Source organism: Faecalibacterium sp. I4-3-84 (assembly GCF_023347255.1).
Classification (GTDB): domain Bacteria; phylum Bacillota; class Clostridia; order Oscillospirales; family Ruminococcaceae; genus Faecalibacterium; species Faecalibacterium taiwanense.
The window spans coordinates 1385740-1404825 of record NZ_CP094466.1; the positions used below are offsets into that span (position 1 = coordinate 1385740).

A 19086-nucleotide genomic window follows, 5' to 3' on the forward strand; every position below is an offset into this window, starting at 1 on the left:
ATGTATCATCCGGGCAGAAGCAAATCGGAAAAGAGCAGTCAAGAGACTGTAAGCGCCCCCTAGCGCCCCAACGTAAAGGGACTGTTGCAAAATAGTCCCAACAAAAAAAATGAGATAGGTTTCCCCGAAAGGGGGTGCCTATCTCATTTTTTGTTGTAAACTGAGATTGTAAAAAAACAGATAGAACCCGCGCGCTGGGTGCATTGCAGCATACCAGAGCGCGGGTTCTCTTTGATCTATAAAGTTTAATCGTCGTCGCTGTCCAGCTTGAGCACAGCGGTAAAGGCTTCACTGGGCAGGGAAACGCTGCCCAGCTGACGCATCTTCTTTTTGCCTTCCTTCTGCTTTTCCAGCAGCTTCTTTTTGCGGGAGATGTCGCCGCCGTAGCACTTGGCAAGCACGTCCTTGCGCATGGCCTTGACCGTTTCACGGGCAATGATCTTGCCGCCGATGGCGGCCTGTACCGGGATCTCGAACAGGTTTCGGGGGATGTTATCCCGCAGCTTTTCGCAGATGCGGCGGCCCTTGGCGTAAGCGTTATCGCGGAACACGATCATGGACAGCGCGTCCACAGGGTCGCCGTTGAGCAGGAAGTCCAGCTTGACAAGGTCACTCTCGCGGTACTCCTTAAACTCGTAATCGTAGCTGGCGTAGCCCCGGCTGCGGCTCTTGATGGCATCAAAGAAGTCGTACACGATCTCGCCCAGCGGCAGAGCATAGTGCAGATCAACGCGCACATCGTCCAGATACTTCATGTCGATCAGCACGCCGCGCTTGTTCTGGCACAGATCCATCAGGCCGCCCACATAGTCGTTGGGGGTGTACAGGTGAACATCCACAAAAGGCTCTTCCTGCTTGACGATATTGGAGGGGTCGGGGTAGCTGGAAGGATTGTCGATCATCTCCACAGTGCCGTCGGTCAGGGTAAGGCGGTAGCGCACGCTGGGGGTGGTGGTGATGATATCCAGATCAAATTCCCGTTCCAACCGCTCGGTGATGATCTCCATGTGCAGCAAGCCAAGGAAACCGCAGCGGAAACCGAAGCCCAGCGCGGCGCTGGTCTCCAGCTCAAAGGTGAGGGAGGCGTCGTTCAGCTGCAGCTTTTCCAGTGCATCCTTCAGGTCGGGGTACTTGGCACCGTCGGCGGGGTAGATGCCGCAGAACACCATAGGCTTGACCTGACGGTAGCCGGGCAGTGCTTCGGCGGTGGGATTATTGGCCAGCGTGACGGTATCGCCCACGCGGGTGTCCTGCACGGTCTTGATGCTGGCGGTCAGATAGCCGACCTCACCAGCCTGCAGCTGGGCACAGGGAGAAAGGTTGGTAGCACCCATGTGGCCCACTTCTACCAGCGTGAACTCCGCGCCGGTGGCCATCATGCGGATGGCATCGCCGGGCTTCACGGTGCCCTCAAACACACGGATATAGACGATAACGCCCTTGTAGCTGTCGTAGATGCTGTCGAAGATCAGCGCCTTCAGCGGGGCATCCGGGTCGCCGGTGGGAGCAGGAATGTCGGTGACGACACGCTCCAGCACCTGATCCACATTCAGGCCGGTCTTGGCAGAGACGCGGGGCGCATCCAGACAGGGCAGGCCGATCACGTCCTCCACCTCCTGCGCCACCTCGTCCGGGTGGGCACTGGGCAGGTCGATCTTATTCAGGATGGGCACCAGTTCCAGATCATGCTCCAGCGCCATGTAGGTGTTGGCCAGCGTCTGAGCTTCCACGCCCTGGGTGGCATCCACCACAAGGATGGCACCCTCGCAGGCGGCCAGACTGCGGCTGACCTCGTAGGCAAAGTCCACGTGGCCCGGGGTATCGATGAGGTTGAACTCGTAGGTCTTGCCGTCCTTGGCGGTATAGTTCATGGTGACAGCGCGGGCCTTGATGGTGATGCCGCGCTCGCGCTCAATGTCCATGTTGTCCAAAATCTGGTCTTCCATGGTGCGCTCGTCCACACTCTTGGTCAGCTCCAGAATACGGTCCGACAGGGTGGATTTGCCGTGGTCGATGTGTGCAATGATACAGAAATTGCGGATATTGTCTCTTGCCATGTAGTTCCTCCGGGAGAAATTTAAGCTTCCAGTATCCAATCCTCGACATCCACGATCTTTCCGTGCTCGAGGTAGACGCGGGGCACGCGGCGGGACACGCCGCACAGCACCTCGTAGGAAATGGTGTCGGTCTTGCGGGCGATGGTCTCGGCAGTATCACTGACGCTGCCGCCCCACAGAATGGCTTCGTCGCCCTCGTGGATGTCCGGGATACCGGTCACATCCACCATCATCTGGTCCATGCACACGCGGCCCAGCACCGGGCAGGCCTTGCCGTGGATCTCCACGATGCCCTTGCCGCAGCTCAGCTGGCGGGGATAACCGTCCGCATAACCGGTGCACAGGGTGGCCACCAGCGTAGGCTTATCGGCGGTAAAGCGGCGGCCATAGCTGGCGCTCTGACCGGGCTGCATTTCCTTGACCATGCTCACCACGGTCTTGAGGGTCATCACCGGCCGGAACTGCCCAAAGCGCACCTCGTCGCTGGGGTCGTAGCCGTAGAGGATGATGCCGGGCCGCGCCATGCAGCGCTCCCGGGCCAATCCCTCGGGCCAGTCCGGGTGCAGCATCACGCCCGCAGAGTTGTCACAGTGGACGGTCTGCGGCTCGCGGCCTGCCGCCTTGAGCGCATGGAACGCTCTGACGAACAGTGCGTGCTGCTCCGCGGTATAGGCAACGTTCTCTTCGGCGGTGTCGTCGGCCACCGAGAAGTGCTGGAACAGGCCGGTCATCTCAAGGCCCGGCAGCTCACAGACCGCCAGCATTTCGCGGATGGCGGCATCAAAATCGGTGCGCAGGGCAAAGCCGATGCGGCCCATGCCGGTATCTGCCTTGAGGTGGATCTTTACTCTGCCGCCTGCCTTTACGGCAGCAGCGGAAAGGTTCTGCGCCTGTTCGGTGGAGTAGCACGCTACGGTGATATCCTCGTGGATGAGGGTCTGGGCGTACTCCGGCTGAACATGGCCCAAAACAAGGATGGGCAGAGTCTGCCCGTCCTGACGCAGCTGCACGGCCTCGGTCAGGCAGCTCACTGCCAGCCATGCTGCACCCTCCTGCGCAAAAACGCGGGCACACTGCACAGCGCCGTGGCCATAGCTGTCGGCCTTGACCACCGCGCACAGCGGCAGGTCACCGGCCCGGGCTTTGACGGCCCGGAAGTTATGCCGCAGGGCATCGAGGTCGATCTCGGCCCAGACGTGTTTTTCAAAAGGTTGAGTCTTCATGATTCATTCTTCCTCGTTTGTAATTGCAAAGCTGCCGCGCCCGGTGTGGACGGGCCGCCAGCCATCGATGCCGCTCTCCTGCAAGGCGTGCAGGGTTTTCTGGCGGAAAGCGTGGTCGGTGCGGCAGCGCTCCTTGACGAACTCCTTGGTCTGTTCGCGCACGGTCACGCCGTCGGCAGGGCAAACGCTCTTGACGATGGGCAGCCCCTCGGCGTGCACTGCGGAAATGACCTCCTGCTCGGTGGCCAGCAGCATGGGCCGGATGAGGGTGAGGTCCCGGCGCGAAAGGTAGGTGACCGGCGAGAAGCAGCCGATGCGGCCCTCCCGCCAGAGATTCATGTAAAAGGTCTCCACGGCATCGTCCAGATGGTGGCCCAGCGCCACCTTGTTGCAGCCCAGTTCCTGCGCTGCCGTGTGCAGTGCACCGCGCCGCAGCTTGGCGCACAGGGCGCAGGGGTTCTTCTCCTTGCGGTAGTCGAACACCACAGGGCCGATCTCGGTGCGGCGGATCTCATAGGGGATATCGTACTGGGCAAACAGCTCTTGCAATACGGTATAATCCATGGGCCTGCCGCCGAACTGCGGGTCCAGCGTGACGGCCTGCACCGTAAAATCAAAGCCGATGTACTTGCGCAGTTCGGCAAGGCCGATGGTAAGGGCCACGCTGTCCTTGCCGCCGGAAACGCCCACCATTACTTTATCGCCGGGGGCGATCATTTCATAGTCCTGCACAGCCTTGCGCATCAGGCCGCACAGACGCTGCATTGCACGGGAACTGCTCATAACAGGGTCACACTTTCCACAAGGTTCACAATGTCATTGATGGAGGCAAGCTTTGTCAGGCCGGAAACATACACCACGTCACCGCTGGGGTAGGTAATGGTGGCCAGCACCGCATAATACGCCTGAATGTCGCAGCGCACGGCCTCCACCTCGGCACCGTCCACGGTCAGGTTCACCTTGCGGGGCTTGATGACGCCATAGGCCTGCTTGAGGTCCTTCTCGGACGCATCGATAAAGTCCGTATAGCTGTCGGCAGTGCCGCGCTGCAGCAGCACAGCTTCGTAGTCCTCACCGTCGGCGCTGTCTGCCGTGGCGAGTTCCAGCACGGTGCCAAGGGTGCTGTCCTCGGTCATCTGGCATACCTTCCAGATAGAACTGTCATAGTAGACGGAAACGCCGTTTGTGCCGGTGTAGTGGGTGTCCGGGTTTGCGGGCACGCTGCGGTTGACCAGCAGCGTTAAAATAATGTAAGCAATGATGCCCAGAGCAACAAAGATGCCCATAGCGGCCAGAAGCTTGGAGGTGCGGCGCTGGGCAGAGGCGTTGTGGTCGATGTCGTTTGGCATGTAAAAAATTCTCCTTGTATCAGTGCGCAGCAAAAGCTGCCATATCCTTTATAGTATACCACACCGGCAGACAAAATTGTAGCGGGCAGCGGCAGAAAATGTGCGGCCGTGGGCAGAAAATTTTGCAGAAAATGCGTTTTTAGAAATAACGAGGATTCAAGAGAAAACGTGAGATTTTGCAAGATTGAAAAAATTACAATGAAAAAATCAAAAAATGCTGTTGACAGGCACCTTTTTATGATGTATACTGACACTCGCGCCCCAGAAAGGCGCCTGAAACGTACAAAAAGCTTATCAGGAGGAAATAGATATGAGCACTACTCTCGTGAAGCCCGCTGAAGTCGAGCGCAAGTGGTACCTGCTCGACGCTGCCGGCAAGAGCCTGGGCCACGTCGCTGCTGAGGCCGCTGTTCTGCTGCGCGGCAAGCAGAAGGTCGATTATACCCCCAACGTGGACTGCGGCGATTTCGTTGTTGTCATCAACTGCGATCAGGCTGTTCTGACCGGCAAGAAGGCTGAGCAGAAGTTCCACATCACCCACAGCAAGTACATCGGCGGCCTGAAGAAGGTCCAGTACAGCAAGCTGATGGCTGAGCACAGCGATCTGGCCATGACCTACGCTGTCAAGGGCATGATCCCTTCCAACACCATCGGTGCTAAGGCTCTGACCCGCCTGCACTGCTACCAGGGTGCCGAGCACGCTCACGCAGCTCAGAAGCCCGAGAAGATCGAGTTCTAAGAAGGAGGCAATCGAACATGTACGAAACCAAACCTTATTTCTACGGCACTGGTCGTCGTAAGGATTCCGTTGCCCGCGTTCGTGTTTACACCGGCACTGGCAAGATTACCATCAACGATCGTGATATCGACAACTACTTTGGTCTGGAGACCCTGAAGCTGATCGTCCGTTCTCCGCTGGTCCTGCTGGGCCTGGAGGGCAAGTACGATGTTGTCGTCCGCGTTTCCGGCGGCGGTGTTTCCGGTCAGGCTGGCGCTATCCGCCACGGCCTGAGCCGCGCTCTGCTGCAGCAGAACGAGGAGAATCGTGCTGCTCTGAAGAAGGAAGGCTTCCTGACCCGCGATCCTCGTATGAAGGAACGTAAGAAGTATGGTCTGAAGGCTGCCCGTCGTGCACCTCAGTTCAGCAAGCGCTGATTTATCCCGTATCGCAAACTTTGCAGTCCTGCCTTGGCAGGGCTGCTTTTTTGTTGCAAGTTTTCTGCTGAACTGGGGTGCGCGATTGCGCACATCATGCGGCGCATTGACACTGACTGCACTGACAGGCTGCTGGCCCAGCGGCAGTAGCAGTTCGGAGCAGACAAAAAATGCAGTAAAGACTGCACTGAAAGCGGCAGTTAAGCAAAACGGGAATTCTTATAATCTGGTCGAAAACAAAGCGCTGAGCGTAAAAGCACGGGCCATTCTGGAGGCATATCTTAAGGAAGTTGAGGCTGGATACACGTATGTCTTTGAGCCTCAGAATGTAACCGATTTTTGCCCGACAGATGTAACTGTCGGTGCCGACGGATTCGGAACGGCTGTCTTTTCCATGCCGGAGAATGCTGTTGATCCGCAGGCATGGAAAAACGCTGCGAATGCATTGGTGGCAAATTTTCTGTGTTATTATCGATACAATGGCAACAATGTTGAGTTCTGCGTTGAAATTGTGAAGCAGGAGGCCGCAGATGGACAAGGTGAAGCGGCAGACCGTATGGTGATTTTTGCAAAGAGACATTATGGGGAGAGCGGTGGTGATATCACGCCGCCGATGCTCTGATATTTTTTGATACCAACATCCCTGTATAAACCCAGAGAAAAAGATTTGACAAAGCTTTCCGACAAAAGAAAAACGCTTCAGAATTTCTTCTGAAGCGTTTTTTGTTCAAGTCGGCGACTACCTATTTTCACGCGCCGTTTCCAGCGAACTATCTTCGGCACAAGTGAGCTTAACTTCTGTGTTCGGAATGGGAACAGGTGGAACCTCACCGTCATCGACACCGACCGATCTGACTGGCCTAGTATAACATGTTTGTTGTACTTTGTCCAGTGTTTCTTAGAAGGACGTGCCTTCAAAACTGAATAATCACTGCTTACATTTTTTCGTTGACTCTCAGAGTCTCAAGCGAATTGTGGTCAAGCCCTCGACCTATTAGTACACGCTTGCTGAATGGATCGCTCCACTTACACATCGTGCCTATCAACCTTGTAGTCTTCAAGGGGTCTTACTTGTTTGAAACAATGGGATATCTTATCTTTGGGTCGGCTTCACGCTTAGATGCTTTCAGCGTTTATCCGATCCGTACATAGTTGCCCAGCTATGCTCTTGGCAGAACAACTGGTGCGCCAGAGGTACGTCCGCTCCGGTCCTCTCGTACTAGGAACAGCTCCCATCAAATATCCTGCGCCCACGACAGATAGGGACCGAACTGTCTCACGACGTTCTGAACCCAGCTCGCGTACCGCTTTAATTGGCGAACAGCCAAACCCTTGGGACCGAATACAGCCCCAGGATGCGATGAGCCGACATCGAGGTGCCAAACCTCCCCGTCGATGTGGACTCTTGGGGGAGATCAGCCTGTTATCCCCAGGGTAACTTTTATCCGTTGAGCGATGGCATTTCCACTCACATACCACCGGATCACTAACTCCAACTTTCGTTACTGCTCGACCCGTCAGTCTCGCAGTTAGGCTCGCTTCTGCGTTTGCACTCTTTTGCTTGATTTCCGTTCAAGCTGAGCGAACCTTTGAACGCCTCCGTTACTCTTTAGGAGGCGACCGCCCCAGTCAAACTGCCCACCTAACAATGTCCCCCGCCTTGATTCAAAGGCGCAGGTTAGAATTCCAATATCGCAAGGATGGTATCCCAACGGCCACTCCACAAACGCCAAAGCACCTGCTTCCTAGTGTCCCATCTATCCTGTGCATGCAACATCGAAACCCAATATTAGGCTACAGTAAAGCTCCATGGGGTCTTTCCGTCTTGTCGCGGGTAACCGGCATCTTCACCGGTACTACAATTTCGCCGGGCGGGCTGTTGAGACAGTGCCCAAATCATTACGCCTTTCATGCGGGTCAGAACTTACCTGACAAGGAATTTCGCTACCTTAGGACCGTTATAGTTACGGCCGCCGTTCACTGGGGCTTCGATTCAATGCTTGCACATCTCCTCTTAACCTTCCAGCACCGGGCAGGCGTCAGCTCGTATACGTCATCTTTCGATTTAGCACAAACCTGTGTTTTTGGTAAACAGTTGCTTGGGCCGATTCTCTGCGGCTGCATTGCTGCAGCACCCCTTCTCCCGAAGTTACGGGGTCAATTTGCCGAGTTCCTTAACAACCCTTCTCCCGTTGGCCTTAGAATCTTCTTCCTACCTACCTGTGTCGGTTTGCGGTACGGGCACCGCAGAAATACACACAGCTTTTCTCGCCATCTTCCATCCCGGACTTCGGTACTAACTTCCCTCGATCGCTACCGGAACCAACACCCGGCTCCGAGACTTCATATGTGTCCCTGTGTTTAACTCTTTTGGTGGTGACGGAATCTCTACCGTCTGTGCATCGGCTACGCCGTTAGGCCTCACCTTAGCTCCCGACTAACCTGGAGCGGACGAACCTTCCTCCAGAAACCTGAGGCTTTCGGCCATGCAGATTCTCACTGCATTCGCGCTACTCATTCCGGCATTCTCACTTCTATACACTCCACAGCCGCTTGCGCTACTGTTTCACCGCGTATACAACGCTCCCCTACCCAGCATGTAAACATGCTGCCTAAGCTTCGGTGTCAGGTTTAGCCCCGTTAAATTCTCCGCGCAAAGACGCTCGACCAGTGAGCTATTACGCACTCTTTGAATGAGTGGCTGCTTCTGAGCCAACATCCTGGTTGTCTACGTATCTTCACATCGTTTTCCACTTAACCTGACTTTGGGACCTTAGCTGTAGATCTGGGCTGTTTCCCTTTTGACAATGACATTTATCTGACACTGTCTGACTCCCAAGCATCAATACTCTGGCATTCTGAGTTTGATAAGCTTCGCTAACCTCTCGGCCGCTAGGCTATTCAGTGCTTTACCTCCAGGTATCTAACTTGAGGCTAGTCCTAAAACTATTTCGGGGAGAACCAGCTATCTCCGGGTTCGATTGGAATTTCTCCGCTACCCACAGTTCATCCGCCGCCTTTTCAACGGAGGTCGGTTCGGTCCTCCATGGAATTTTACTTCCACTTCAACCTGACCATGGGTAGGTCACCCGGTTTCGGGCCCATTATATGCAACTTAACGCCCTTTTCAAACTCGCTTTCGCTTCGGCTCCAGACCTTAAGTCCTTAACCTTGCTGCATACAATCGCTCGCCGGACCGTTCTACAAAAAGTACCCTATCACGCATTGACGCGCTCTAGGTGCTTGTAGGCACAGGGTTTCAGGTTCTTTTTCACTCCCCTCCCGGGGTGCTTTTCACCTTTCCTTCACAGTACTATACGCTATCGGTCACTGGGTAGTATTTAGGGTTGGAGGGTGGTCCCCCCGTATTCCGACCAGGTTTCACGTGTCTGGCCGTACTCTGGAATTCGCTCGGCTCTTGTCGTTTTCACCTACGTGGTTCTCACACTCTCTGACCGGCCTTCCCATGCCGTTCGGTTAACAACTTAAGTCCTAAATGCGCTCCGTACCCCGAAAGTATTTCTACTCTCGGTTTGCCCTCTTCCGCGTTCGCTCGCCACTACTTACGGAATCTCGTTTGATGTCTCTTCCTCGCCCTACTTAGATGTTTCAGTTCAGGCGGTTCCCTCGATATACCTATTTTGAAGTTCAGTATAACGTACCTGAGTATGAACCCAGGTGAGTTTCCTCATTCAGAAATCTCCGGATCAATGCTTATTTGCAGCTCCCCGAAGCTTATCGCAGCTTATCACGTCTTTCATCGGCTCCCAGTGCCAAGGCATTCGCCCTGCGCCCTTGTTCGCTTGACCTTTCAAACGTTCTTTCAAGAACATTTGGTATCCTCTTGATTCTCTCTTGCCAACGAAGATTATTGTTACCCTTCCTTTTGAAATTGTAATATTTCTTAAAAAAGAACTTACTATAATCTTTGTTTCGCAGTTATTATTCAGTTTTCAAGGTACGTCTTGGTGATGTTTCTCAAAGCCCGGTCTCCCGGAACTTTGAGAAACATCACATGGTGGGCCAAAATGGACTCGAACCATCGACCTCACGATTATCAGTCGTGTGCTCTAGCCAGCTGAGCTATTGGCCCATGTGGTGGAGATTAAGGGAATCGAACCCTTGACCCCCTGCTTGCAAAGCAGGTGCTCTCCCAGCTGAGCTAAACCCCCACATTAGGAATTGAGTTCCCTTTTCAGGGCCCTCAAAATCGAACAATATCTACTCTTCTCGTTTGTTACCTGTCCAAGGACTGTCCATCTTTTGATGTCCTGTCCTTGCCTGACTCCTTAGAAAGGAGGTGATCCAGCCGCAGGTTCTCCTACGGCTACCTTGTTACGACTTCACCCCAATCACCAGTTTTACCTTCGGCGGCGTCCTCCTTGCGGTTAGACTACCGACTTCGGGTCCCCCCGGCTCTCATGGTGTGACGGGCGGTGTGTACAAGGCCCGGGAACGTATTCACCGTGGCATGCTGATCCACGATTACTAGCAATTCCGACTTCGTGCAGGCGAGTTGCAGCCTGCAGTCCGAACTGGGACGTTGTTTCTGAGTTTTGCTCCACCTCGCGGTCTTGCTTCTCTTTGTTTAACGCCATTGTAGTACGTGTGTAGCCCAAGTCATAAAGGGCATGATGATTTGACGTCATCCCCACCTTCCTCCGTTTTGTCAACGGCAGTCTGGCCAGAGTCCTCTTGCGTAGTAACTGACCATAAGGGTTGCGCTCGTTGCGGGACTTAACCCAACATCTCACGACACGAGCTGACGACAACCATGCACCACCTGTCTCCTTGCTCCGAAGAGAAATACTGTTTCCAGCATCGTCAAGGGATGTCAAGACTTGGTAAGGTTCTTCGCGTTGCGTCGAATTAAACCACATACTCCACTGCTTGTGCGGGCCCCCGTCAATTCCTTTGAGTTTCAACCTTGCGGTCGTACTCCCCAGGTGGATTACTTATTGTGTTAACTGCGGCACTGAAGGGGTCAATCCTCCAACACCTAGTAATCATCGTTTACGGTGTGGACTACCAGGGTATCTAATCCTGTTTGCTACCCACACTTTCGAGCCTCAGCGTCAGTTGGTGCCCAGTAGGCCGCCTTCGCCACTGGTGTTCCTCCCGATATCTACGCATTCCACCGCTACACCGGGAATTCCGCCTACCTCTGCACTACTCAAGAAAAACAGTTTTGAAAGCAGTTTATGGGTTGAGCCCATAGATTTCACTTCCAACTTGTCTTCCCGCCTGCGCTCCCTTTACACCCAGTAATTCCGGACAACGCTTGTGACCTACGTTTTACCGCGGCTGCTGGCACGTAGTTAGCCGTCACTTCCTTGTTGGGTACCGTCATTATCTTCCCCAACAACAGGAGTTTACAATCCGAAGACCTTCTTCCTCCACGCGGCGTCGCTGCATCAGGGTTTCCCCCATTGTGCAATATTCCCCACTGCTGCCTCCCGTAGGAGTCTGGGCCGTGTCTCAGTCCCAATGTGGCCGTTCAACCTCTCAGTCCGGCTACCGATCGTCGCCTTGGTGGGCCGTTACCTCACCAACTAGCTAATCGGACGCGAGGCCATCTCAAAGCGGATTGCTCCTTTTCCCTCTGCTCGATGCCGAGCCGTGGGCTTATGCGGTATTAGCAGTCGTTTCCAACTGTTGTCCCCCTCTTTGAGGCAGGTTCCTCACGCGTTACTCACCCGTTCGCCACTCGCTCGAGAAAGCAAGCTCTCTCTCGCTCGTTCGACTTGCATGTGTTAGGCGCGCCGCCAGCGTTCGTCCTGAGCCAGGATCAAACTCTTTATAAATGATATTTATCACTTAAAAGTGTTAAATCTTGTTCGCTCAGCACGCAATCGCTTGCGTCCTGTGTGAATTACTTTTGGAATTGTTTTTAGTGTTTTTCCAAACACTTAAAAGGTTCCTTACAAGTTTTTCGATATTGTTCAATTTTCAAGGTCCTGTAGCGTCTCAGCCTTGCGGCTGACGACCTGTTTATTTTACCACCGAAGTGGTTTTTTGTCAAGCCTTATTTTTTAGAAGCTTTTGAACTTTCTGAACTTGGACATCCAAGAAGTTTCTCAGAACAAACTGTGAGCTTGTCGGGGTGAGCCCCCTCCATCTTGCTGTCGCAAGACCGCTCTGTTTGCTTGAACGCCCCACTGGGGCGATTCATTGCTTTCGCAACCGCAAAACTTTTCAGCGTCTATTGGTTCTTTTCAAGGGCTTCCTGCTGAGGCTTTGGAAGTCATTCTTTTGCCTCAGCGCTTGGCGCTCAAGTATAATACCACACCCCCGCCTCCTTGTCAACACTTTTTGACAGATTTTTTCCATTCTTTTTTGCGCACGACCGGAAACGGCATCTGACCGTGAGGTATATGCGCCGCAGCTGCTTTGGTACAGCTTGGCACAAATGCCTTTTCTTTTTGCTTATATAATGTATTATAAGCTTTCGCCGTATAATATTTTGCGATATTACACCTCGGAAACGGGTGTGCGTTGTCAAGAGGTCTTGGCTCAGATTTTATCCTGAAAATTATCCATGAATTTTGGCTAAAACTCCAAAACGCAAAATGTAGTGGTATTTTCCTTGACTTGCCACTAGATAGTGATAGAATAGAGCTACATTCAGTTTGTTGGATATCGTGTGCGCAAAACGGGCATCTCTTATTGTAAGAGATACCCGTTCACACTGTGCTTTATTTGTTAAGGAGGAGAGCCGATGAAGATCATCAAACGCAACGGTGCAGAGGTCCCCTTTGATATCACCAAGATCATCACCGCTGTTACTAAGGCCAGTGATTCTGTGAGCGGCCAGAGCCGTCTGACCAAGGACCAGATCACCCAGATCGCCGCTGCTGTTACCGACCAGTGTCAGGCGCTGAACCGCGCCGTCAGCGTGGAAGAAGTGCAGGATATGGTGGAGAACCAGCTCATGGACATCAAGGCACATGATGTGGCCCGGCACTACATCACCTACCGCTATGTGCAGAGCCTGAAGCGCCAGACCAACACCACCGATGAGCGCATCCTGAGCCTGATCGAGTGTCAGAACGAAGAGGTCAAGCAGGAGAACGCCAACAAGAACCCCACCGTGAACAGCGTACAGCGTGACTATATGGCCGGTGAGATCTCCAAAGATCTGACCGCCCGTCTGCTGCTGGACCCGGAGATCGTCAAGGCCCATCAGGAGGGCCTGATCCACTTCCACGATTCCGACTACTTTGCCCAGCACATGCACAACTGCGATCTGGTGAATCTGGAGGACATGCTGCAGAACGGCACCGTCATTTCCGGCACCTATATTGAAAAGCCTCACAGCTTCTCCACCGCCTGCAACATCGCCACCCAGATCATTGCACAGGTGGCATCCAACCAGTACGGCGGCCAGAGCATCAGCCTGACCCACCTCGCCCCCTTTGTGGATGTCTCCCGCAAGAAGATCGCCGCTGAGGTAGAAGTGGAAATGGCCGGTCTGGACGTTTCTGCTGAGCGCAAGAAGGAGATCGTAGAGCGCCGCCTGCGCAGCGAGATCAACCGCGGTGTGCAGACCATCCAGTATCAGGTGGTCACGCTGATGACCACCAATGGTCAGGCCCCCTTTATCACCGTGTTCATGTATCTGGGTGAGGCGCGCAATCCGCAGGAGAAGGCAGACCTTGCCATCATCATTGAGGAGACCATCCGCCAGCGCTATCAGGGCGTGAAGAACGAGGCCGGTGTGTGGATCACCCCCGCCTTCCCCAAGCTGATCTATGTGTTGGAAGAGGACAACATCCGCCCCGGCACTCCCTACTATTATCTGACCGAGCTGGCCGCAAAGTGCACTGCAAAGCGCATGGTGCCCGACTATATCTCCGAAAAGAAGATGCTGGAGCTCAAGGTGGACAAAAACGGCGAAGGCCACTGCTACACCTGCATGGGCTGCCGCAGCTTCCTGACCCCCTATGTGGACCCCGAGACCGGCAAGCCCAAGTACTACGGCCGGTTCAATCAGGGCGTTGTCACCATCAATCTGGTGGATGTGGCACTCTCCTCCAAGGGCAACTTTGAGAAGTTCTGGAAGATCTTCGACGAGCGTCTGGCCCTGTGCCACCGCGCACTGCAGGCACGGCACAAGCGACTGCTGGGCACTCCCAGCGATGCCGCTCCCATTCTGTGGCAGTATGGTGCACTGGCTCGCCTGAAGAAGGGCGAAAAGATCGACAAGCTGCTGTTCGGCGGCTACTCCACCATCAGTCTGGGCTATGCCGGTCTGTATGAGTGCGTGAAGTATATGACCGGCAAGAGCCACACCGATGCCGGTGCCAAGCCCTTTGCTCTGAGCGTGATGCAGCACATGAACGACAAGTGCAACGCATGGAAAAAGGCCGAGAACATCGACTACTCCCTCTATGGCACCCCGCTGGAATCCACCACCTACAAGTTCGCCAAGTGCCTGCAGAAGCGGTTTGGCATCGTGCCCGGTATTACCGACAAGAACTATATCACCAACAGCTACCATGTGCATGTGTCGGAGCAGATCGATGCCTTCACCAAGCTGAAGTTTGAATCCGACTTCCAGCGCCTGTCCCCGGGCGGTGCCATCAGCTATGTGGAAGTGCCCAACATGCAGGACAATCTGGAAGCCGTCATGAGCGTGCTGCAGTTCATCTACGACAACATCATGTATGCGGAGTTGAACACCAAGTCGGATTACTGTCAGGTGTGCGGCTATGACGGCGAGATCAAGATCGTGGAGGATGACGGCAAGCTGGTGTGGGAGTGCCCCAAGTGCGGCAACCGCGACCAGAACAAGCTGAACGTTGCCCGCCGCACCTGTGGCTATATCGGCACCCAATTCTGGAATCAGGGCCGCACGCAGGAGATCAAGGACCGCGTGCTGCATCTGTAATTACGATTCAAATGCCCTCCGCTTCGCTCTGGGCATAACAGCGGAAAATTTTTCTATTTCACGTTTGGAGCGGCCTGCGGGCCGCTCCAAACGTATTTTCACCGGAAGGGCCACAGCGGCAGGCTTCCATTTCTTTGTAAAGTACAGGAATCATATTATGAACTACGCAACCATCAAATACTATGACATTGCCAACGGCCCGGGGGTGCGCACCAGCGTGTTCGTGTCCGGCTGCCGCCACCACTGCCCGGGGTGCTTCAACGCCGTGGCGTGGGATTTCCATTACGGCCAGCCCTTCGATAAAGCCACCCGCAACGAAGTGTTTGCTTCCTGCCAGCCGGACTATATCGCGGGCCTATCGCTGCTGGGCGGCGAACCCATGGAGCCGGAAAATCAGCGGGAGTTGCTGCCCTTCGTGCGCAATTTCAAGGCCCTGTACCCGAATAAAACGGTATGGTGCTATTCCGGCTACACCTGGGAACAGCTGACCGGCAAAGAGCCAAGCCTTGCCCGGTGTGAAGCCACCGACGAGCTGCTGAGCCTGCTGGATGTGCTGGTGGACGGCGAGTTCGTGCAGGCAAAGCACGATATCTCCCTGCGGTTCCGCGGCAGCAGCAACCAGCGTCTGCTGGATGTGAAAAAGACCCTTGCCGCCGGTCAGCCCGTGTGGTGGGAGGACGAAAAGGTGTTCGCCACCCATACTATGGAAAAATAAACATAACAGAAAAGAGCGTCCGGTTTTCCACTTCCTGAACGGAACGTGTGGAAAACTGGACGCTTTCTTTTTTGTTTTACTCTCTGCTGCCCACGGCATCCTCGATGATGCGCAGGAAGGCATTGCCGTAGCGGGCGGCTTTCTTCTCGCCCACACCGCTGATATTCAGCAGTTCATCGGTGCTCAGCGGCTTCTTCTCCACCATTTCCCGCAGGGTGGCATCGCTGAACACCATAAAGGCCGGGATATTCTGCTTTCCGGCCAGCCGCTTGCGCTGCGCATAGAGGGCATTCAGCAGCTTTTCGTCAAACTCGCTCAGCTCGCCTGCCACCGCCTTTGTGCGGCGCGGCTTCTCGGTCAGGCGGCGGGCATTATCCGCCGCGCGCCGCCGGGAATACTCCACCTGCAGCTGCGCTTCCTGCTCTGCGGCCAGACAGCAGGAGCAGTTGCCGCATTTCTTTGGTGCAGCTTCGCCGAAATAGTGCAGCAGAAATCCCCGCAGACAGTCCTGCGTGGTGGAATAAAATGTCATGTACTTGAGCCGTTCCTCGGCCTTGCGGGCCGCTTCGGCCTTTACATCGGCGGGCAGGCCGTTGTCTGCCTCCATCTCCTTTTCAATAAAGAAGCGGATGGTGCGCACATCGGTGCCGGAATAGAGCAGCGTGCACCGGGCGGGCTGTCCATCGCGGCCTGCACGGCCTGCTTCCTGATAATAACTTTCCAGATCCTTGGGCATATTGTAGTGGATCACGAACCGCACGTTGGGCTTGTCGATGCCCATGCCGAAGGCATTGGTGGCTACCATGATCTGCACCCGGTCGTAGAGGAAATCGTCCTGATTCTTCCGCCGGGTGTCCGCATCCAGCTTGGCATGGTAGGCCGCAGCCCGGATGCCCCGGCTCTGCAGCAGGCGGGCAGTCTCATCCACCTGCTTTGTGGTGCTGCAGTAGACGATGCCCGCGTTGCTGCCCTCTTTCAGCACAAGATCCAGCAGCTCCTTCGGCTTCTGGCTGGGCAGAGCGCGCCGGGTCTCGAAATAGAGGTTGGGACGGTCAAAGCTGGTGGTCACCTCATAGGGCTTCTGCAAGGCCAGCTGTTCCCGGATATCATCCCGCACATGGGCGGTGGCCGTGGCCGTGAATGCGCCCACCACCGGACGGCTGGGCAGGCTGTCCACAAAGGCTTTGATGCGCAGGTAGCTGGGCCGGAAGTCCTGCCCCCACTGGCTGATGCAGTGGGCCTCGTCCACCGTCACCATGCTGATCTCCCGCTCCTGTGCAAACCGCTGGAAACCCGGCATCTCCAGCCGTTCCGGTGCCACATAGATGATCTTGTACCAGCCCTCCCGGGCGCGGCGCAGCATCAAGGCCTTCTGGTTGTCGGTGAGGCTGTTGTTCAGAAACGCCGCCGCCACGCCCGCCTGCACCAGCGCCCCCACCTGATCCTTCATCAGGCTGACCAGCGGCGACACCACGATGGTAATGCCCGGCAGCAGCAGCGCCGGCACCTGATAGCAGATGGATTTACCCGCACCGGTGGGCATCACGGCCAGCACATCCTGCCCGGCCAGCAGGCGGCTGACGATTTCCTCCTGCCCGGGGCGGAAGCTGTCGTAGCCGAATACCTTTTTTAAGATCGAGTGCGGGTTTTCCATGGGTCCCTCCGTATCATAGAATAGGTTTTTTCTGCGCAATGTCTTCAAAACCCTATCAGTATACCACAAAAGCCGGGCTTTTGCGCAGGTGCAGAGCCGTTTTTTCGGCAAAAAGCACGAAATGTCAAAAGGATTTTTTTACAAACGATAGCTTTTCAGGTGCGAAAATGATATAATAGGAGCACATAACTCCATGTTCGGCGGTTTTTTGTGCGCCGACTATTGATAGAAAAAGGAGCAATCATCTTATGCAGCAGAAACTCATCACCTTTGCCGTTCCGTGCTACAACTCGGCGGCATATATGCGTCATTGTGTCGAGACCCTGCTTTCTGCCGGAGAGCAGGCCGAGATCATTCTGGTGGACGACGGTTCCGTAAAGGACGACACCCCGGCCATCTGTGATGAATATGCCGCCAAGTACCCCACCATCGTCAAGGCCATCCATCAGGAAAACGGCGGCCACGGCGAGGGTGTGAATCAGGGCATCCGCAACGCCACCGGCCTGTACTATAAGGTAGTGGACAGCGACGACTGGCTGGACACCGATGCCCTGAAAAAGGTTCTGGCCCGCCTGACCACTCTGGTGGCCCGCGGCACCGCGCCTGACATGATGATCTGCAACTATGTGTACGAGCATGTGGAGGACAACACCACCCTGACCGTGCGCTACACCAACGTGTTCCCGCAGAACCGCCTGTTCAACTGGACCCATGTGGGCCACTTCCGCCCGGATCAGAACATCCTGATGCACTCGGTGATGTATCGCACCGAGGTGCTGCGCAAGTGCGGCATGGTGCTGCCCAAGCACACCTTCTATGTGGACAACATTTTTGTCTACCAGCCCCTGCCCTATGTCAAGAGCATGTACTACATGGATCTGGATCTGTACCGCTACTTCATCGGCCGTGCCGACCAGAGCGTGAACGAGAGCATCATGGTCAAGCGGGTGGATCAGCAGCTGCGGGTCACCAAACACATGATCGACTGTCAGGATCTGGATGAACTGAAGGATCAGAGACGTCTGCACGCCTACATGGTGCACTATCTGTCCGTGATGATGGCCGTGAGCGACATCTTCCTGCTGCTGGACGGCAGCGACGAGGCAAAGGCCAAGCGCACCGGGCTGTGGCAGTACCTCAAGGATCATGTAAGCACCGGTGTTTACCGTGCCGTGCGCTACAATCTGGGCGGTCTGACCGACCTGAAGTTCCCCGGCGGCGACAAGCTCACTCTGAGCGTGTACCGCCAGCTGCGCAAGGTCTTCAAGTTCAACTGATTCTTTGGAATTTACTCCTTCCGTCACGTCTTACGCCGTGCCAGCTTCCTCAAAGAGGGAGCCTTTGGCAGAATGGAACACTTCTCCTTCTCGCCAGAGCCTCCCTCCGTGAGGGAGGTGGCATCGCGCAGCGATGACGGAAGGAGTTTCTTTTATTTGCCCGACCGGAGCTCTTTGCCGGGTCTCCATATTCCGGTTGCTTTTTATCTGGGCGGATAGTATAGTGGTGCTGTTCTCGGTGCTGGTGTATGAGCTGGCAGGCCCCACGCTGACCAAGATCGCACTGACTGCCGCTGGAGAGATCCGTCCCGAGGGACGCACCAGCGCCCGTGTGGAGAACAAGCCGGAAGAAGTTGCATAGAAGGGTGTTTTTTGTCGAAATGTCACGCAATCATTGACGAACGCTGTTATTTTTTGTATACTGAGCATATCGAGATTGGAACAATTTTCCTGTTGTGTCATGGATTGGCTGCTACAGGAAAATGAATGAAGGAGATTGGTATACTATGAAAAGTACCGGTATCGTCCGCGGCATCGACGCGCTGGGCCGCATCGTTCTGCCCAAGGAGCTGCGCACCAGTATGCATCTGGACACTGACACCAAGCTGGAGATCTTTGTGGATGGCGACTCCATCGTGCTCAAAAAGCATCGGCCCGCCGGCAGCTGCGATTTCTGCGGCGAGGTGGATGAGTCTTCGGTGCAGTTTGCGGGCTACTGCATCTGCCCGGCCTGCCGCCGCAAGATCGGTGCACTGTAAAACACACA

13 protein-coding genes, 2 tRNA genes and 3 rRNA genes are annotated in these 19086 nt (G+C 55.0%); 8 read left to right on the top strand and 10 right to left on the bottom strand.

Annotated features, from left to right (window positions below):
• Positions 1–245 precede the first annotated feature (245 nt).
• The 4 genes from lepA to MTP41_RS06900 are packed head-to-tail and all read right to left on the bottom strand — an operon-like array spanning position 246 to position 4629.
• On the bottom strand, positions 246–2057 hold the full coding sequence (gene lepA, locus MTP41_RS06885; protein WP_249236472.1) for a translation elongation factor 4: 1812 nt from the start codon (positions 2055–2057) through the stop codon (positions 246–248).
• A gap of 20 nt (positions 2058–2077) precedes the next feature.
• The gene (alr, locus tag MTP41_RS06890; RefSeq protein WP_249236473.1) at positions 2078–3280 is read right to left on the bottom strand and encodes an alanine racemase; all 1203 of its coding nucleotides are present in this window, start codon (positions 3278–3280) and stop codon (positions 2078–2080) included.
• A 3-nt stretch (positions 3281–3283) separates the two neighbouring features.
• A complete protein-coding gene (locus MTP41_RS06895; protein ID WP_097774373.1) occupies positions 3284–4063 on the bottom strand; it encodes a tRNA 2-thiocytidine biosynthesis TtcA family protein in 780 nt (259 codons plus the stop codon).
• Positions 4060–4629, bottom strand: a complete 570-nt coding sequence (locus MTP41_RS06900; RefSeq protein WP_249236474.1) for a hypothetical protein — start codon at positions 4627–4629, stop codon at positions 4060–4062. The genes MTP41_RS06895 and MTP41_RS06900 overlap by 4 nt, the downstream gene beginning before the upstream one ends.
• A gap of 310 nt (positions 4630–4939) precedes the next feature.
• On the opposite strand from MTP41_RS06900, the gene rplM reads away from it, so the two are divergent.
• From rplM to MTP41_RS06915, 3 genes are read left to right on the top strand one after another with little or no spacing between them, the layout of a single operon-like run.
• Positions 4940–5368, top strand: a complete 429-nt coding sequence (gene rplM, locus MTP41_RS06905) for a 50S ribosomal protein L13 (RefSeq protein WP_005938158.1) — start codon at positions 4940–4942, stop codon at positions 5366–5368.
• Between the two features lie 17 nt (positions 5369–5385).
• Positions 5386–5784, top strand: coding sequence for a 30S ribosomal protein S9 (gene rpsI, locus MTP41_RS06910; protein WP_005938160.1), 399 nt, complete (start codon positions 5386–5388; stop codon positions 5782–5784).
• Complete coding sequence (locus MTP41_RS06915; protein ID WP_249236475.1) at positions 5759–6406, top strand: hypothetical protein; 648 nt, start codon at positions 5759–5761, stop codon at positions 6404–6406. Before rpsI ends, MTP41_RS06915 begins: the two co-directional genes overlap by 26 nt.
• Before the next feature lie 108 nt (positions 6407–6514).
• Here MTP41_RS06915 and rrf read toward each other — a convergent pair.
• From rrf to MTP41_RS06940, 5 genes are all read right to left on the bottom strand, one after another.
• Positions 6515–6631 (bottom strand): 5S ribosomal RNA (rrf, locus tag MTP41_RS06920).
• 127 nt (positions 6632–6758) lie between these two features.
• Positions 6759–9593 (bottom strand): 23S ribosomal RNA (locus MTP41_RS06925).
• 207 nt (positions 9594–9800) lie between these two features.
• A tRNA-Ile gene (locus MTP41_RS06930) sits at positions 9801–9877 on the bottom strand.
• 3 nt (positions 9878–9880) lie between these two features.
• Positions 9881–9956 (bottom strand) — tRNA-Ala (locus MTP41_RS06935).
• Positions 9957–10077: 121 nt separating this feature from the next.
• Positions 10078–11588, bottom strand: a 16S ribosomal RNA gene (locus MTP41_RS06940).
• The 16S, 23S and 5S rRNA genes sit together here with 2 tRNA genes alongside, the layout of an rRNA operon.
• Positions 11589–12502: 914 nt before the next feature.
• On the opposite strand from MTP41_RS06940, the gene nrdD reads away from it, so the two are divergent.
• Together nrdD and nrdG are read left to right on the top strand one after the other, a co-directional pair.
• Positions 12503–14674 (top strand): anaerobic ribonucleoside-triphosphate reductase, encoded by a 2172-nt coding sequence (gene nrdD, locus MTP41_RS06945; RefSeq protein ID WP_118528344.1) that lies wholly within the window; start codon positions 12503–12505, stop codon positions 14672–14674.
• A 157-nt stretch (positions 14675–14831) separates the two neighbouring features.
• Positions 14832–15389, top strand: coding sequence for an anaerobic ribonucleoside-triphosphate reductase activating protein (gene nrdG / locus MTP41_RS06950; protein ID WP_249236476.1), 558 nt, complete (start codon positions 14832–14834; stop codon positions 15387–15389).
• Between the two features lie 76 nt (positions 15390–15465).
• On the opposite strand, the gene MTP41_RS06955 is transcribed toward nrdG, so the two are convergent.
• Positions 15466–17043, bottom strand: coding sequence for a RecQ family ATP-dependent DNA helicase (locus MTP41_RS06955; RefSeq protein WP_249236477.1), 1578 nt, complete (start codon positions 17041–17043; stop codon positions 15466–15468).
• Positions 17044–17291: 248 nt separating this feature from the next.
• Between MTP41_RS06955 and MTP41_RS06960 the strand changes: the two genes are divergently transcribed.
• From MTP41_RS06960 to MTP41_RS06970, 3 genes are all read left to right on the top strand, one after another.
• A complete protein-coding gene (locus tag MTP41_RS06960; RefSeq protein WP_249236478.1) occupies positions 17292–18320 on the top strand; it encodes a glycosyltransferase family 2 protein in 1029 nt (342 codons plus the stop codon).
• 223 nt (positions 18321–18543) lie between these two features.
• Positions 18544–18681 carry a hypothetical protein gene (locus tag MTP41_RS06965; protein ID WP_243111473.1) on the top strand — a complete coding sequence of 46 codons (138 nt, stop codon included), beginning with the start codon at positions 18544–18546 and terminating at the stop codon, positions 18679–18681.
• Positions 18682–18826: 145 nt separating this feature from the next.
• On the top strand, positions 18827–19078 hold the full coding sequence (locus MTP41_RS06970; protein WP_005938917.1) for an AbrB/MazE/SpoVT family DNA-binding domain-containing protein: 252 nt from the start codon (positions 18827–18829) through the stop codon (positions 19076–19078).
• Positions 19079–19086: the final 8 nt, after the last annotated feature.

What these genes read in the sequence shown, in the direction of transcription:
- lepA (WP_249236472.1), bottom strand. Translation starts at nt 2,057, where the DNA reads ATGGCAAGAGACAATATCCGCAATTTCTGTATCATTGCACACATCGAC.
- alr (WP_249236473.1), bottom strand. Translation starts at nt 3,280, where the DNA reads ATGAAGACTCAACCTTTTGAAAAACACGTCTGGGCCGAGATCGACCTC.
- MTP41_RS06895 (WP_097774373.1), bottom strand. Translation starts at nt 4,063, where the DNA reads ATGAGCAGTTCCCGTGCAATGCAGCGTCTGTGCGGCCTGATGCGCAAG.
- MTP41_RS06900 (WP_249236474.1), bottom strand. Translation starts at nt 4,629, where the DNA reads ATGCCAAACGACATCGACCACAACGCCTCTGCCCAGCGCCGCACCTCC.
- rplM (WP_005938158.1), top strand. Translation starts at nt 4,940, where the DNA reads ATGAGCACTACTCTCGTGAAGCCCGCTGAAGTCGAGCGCAAGTGGTAC.
- rpsI (WP_005938160.1), top strand. Translation starts at nt 5,386, where the DNA reads ATGTACGAAACCAAACCTTATTTCTACGGCACTGGTCGTCGTAAGGAT.
- nrdD (WP_118528344.1), top strand. Translation starts at nt 12,503, where the DNA reads ATGAAGATCATCAAACGCAACGGTGCAGAGGTCCCCTTTGATATCACC.
- nrdG (WP_249236476.1), top strand. Translation starts at nt 14,832, where the DNA reads ATGAACTACGCAACCATCAAATACTATGACATTGCCAACGGCCCGGGG.
- MTP41_RS06955 (WP_249236477.1), bottom strand. Translation starts at nt 17,043, where the DNA reads ATGGAAAACCCGCACTCGATCTTAAAAAAGGTATTCGGCTACGACAGC.
- MTP41_RS06960 (WP_249236478.1), top strand. Translation starts at nt 17,292, where the DNA reads ATGCAGCAGAAACTCATCACCTTTGCCGTTCCGTGCTACAACTCGGCG.
- MTP41_RS06970 (WP_005938917.1), top strand. Translation starts at nt 18,827, where the DNA reads ATGAAAAGTACCGGTATCGTCCGCGGCATCGACGCGCTGGGCCGCATC.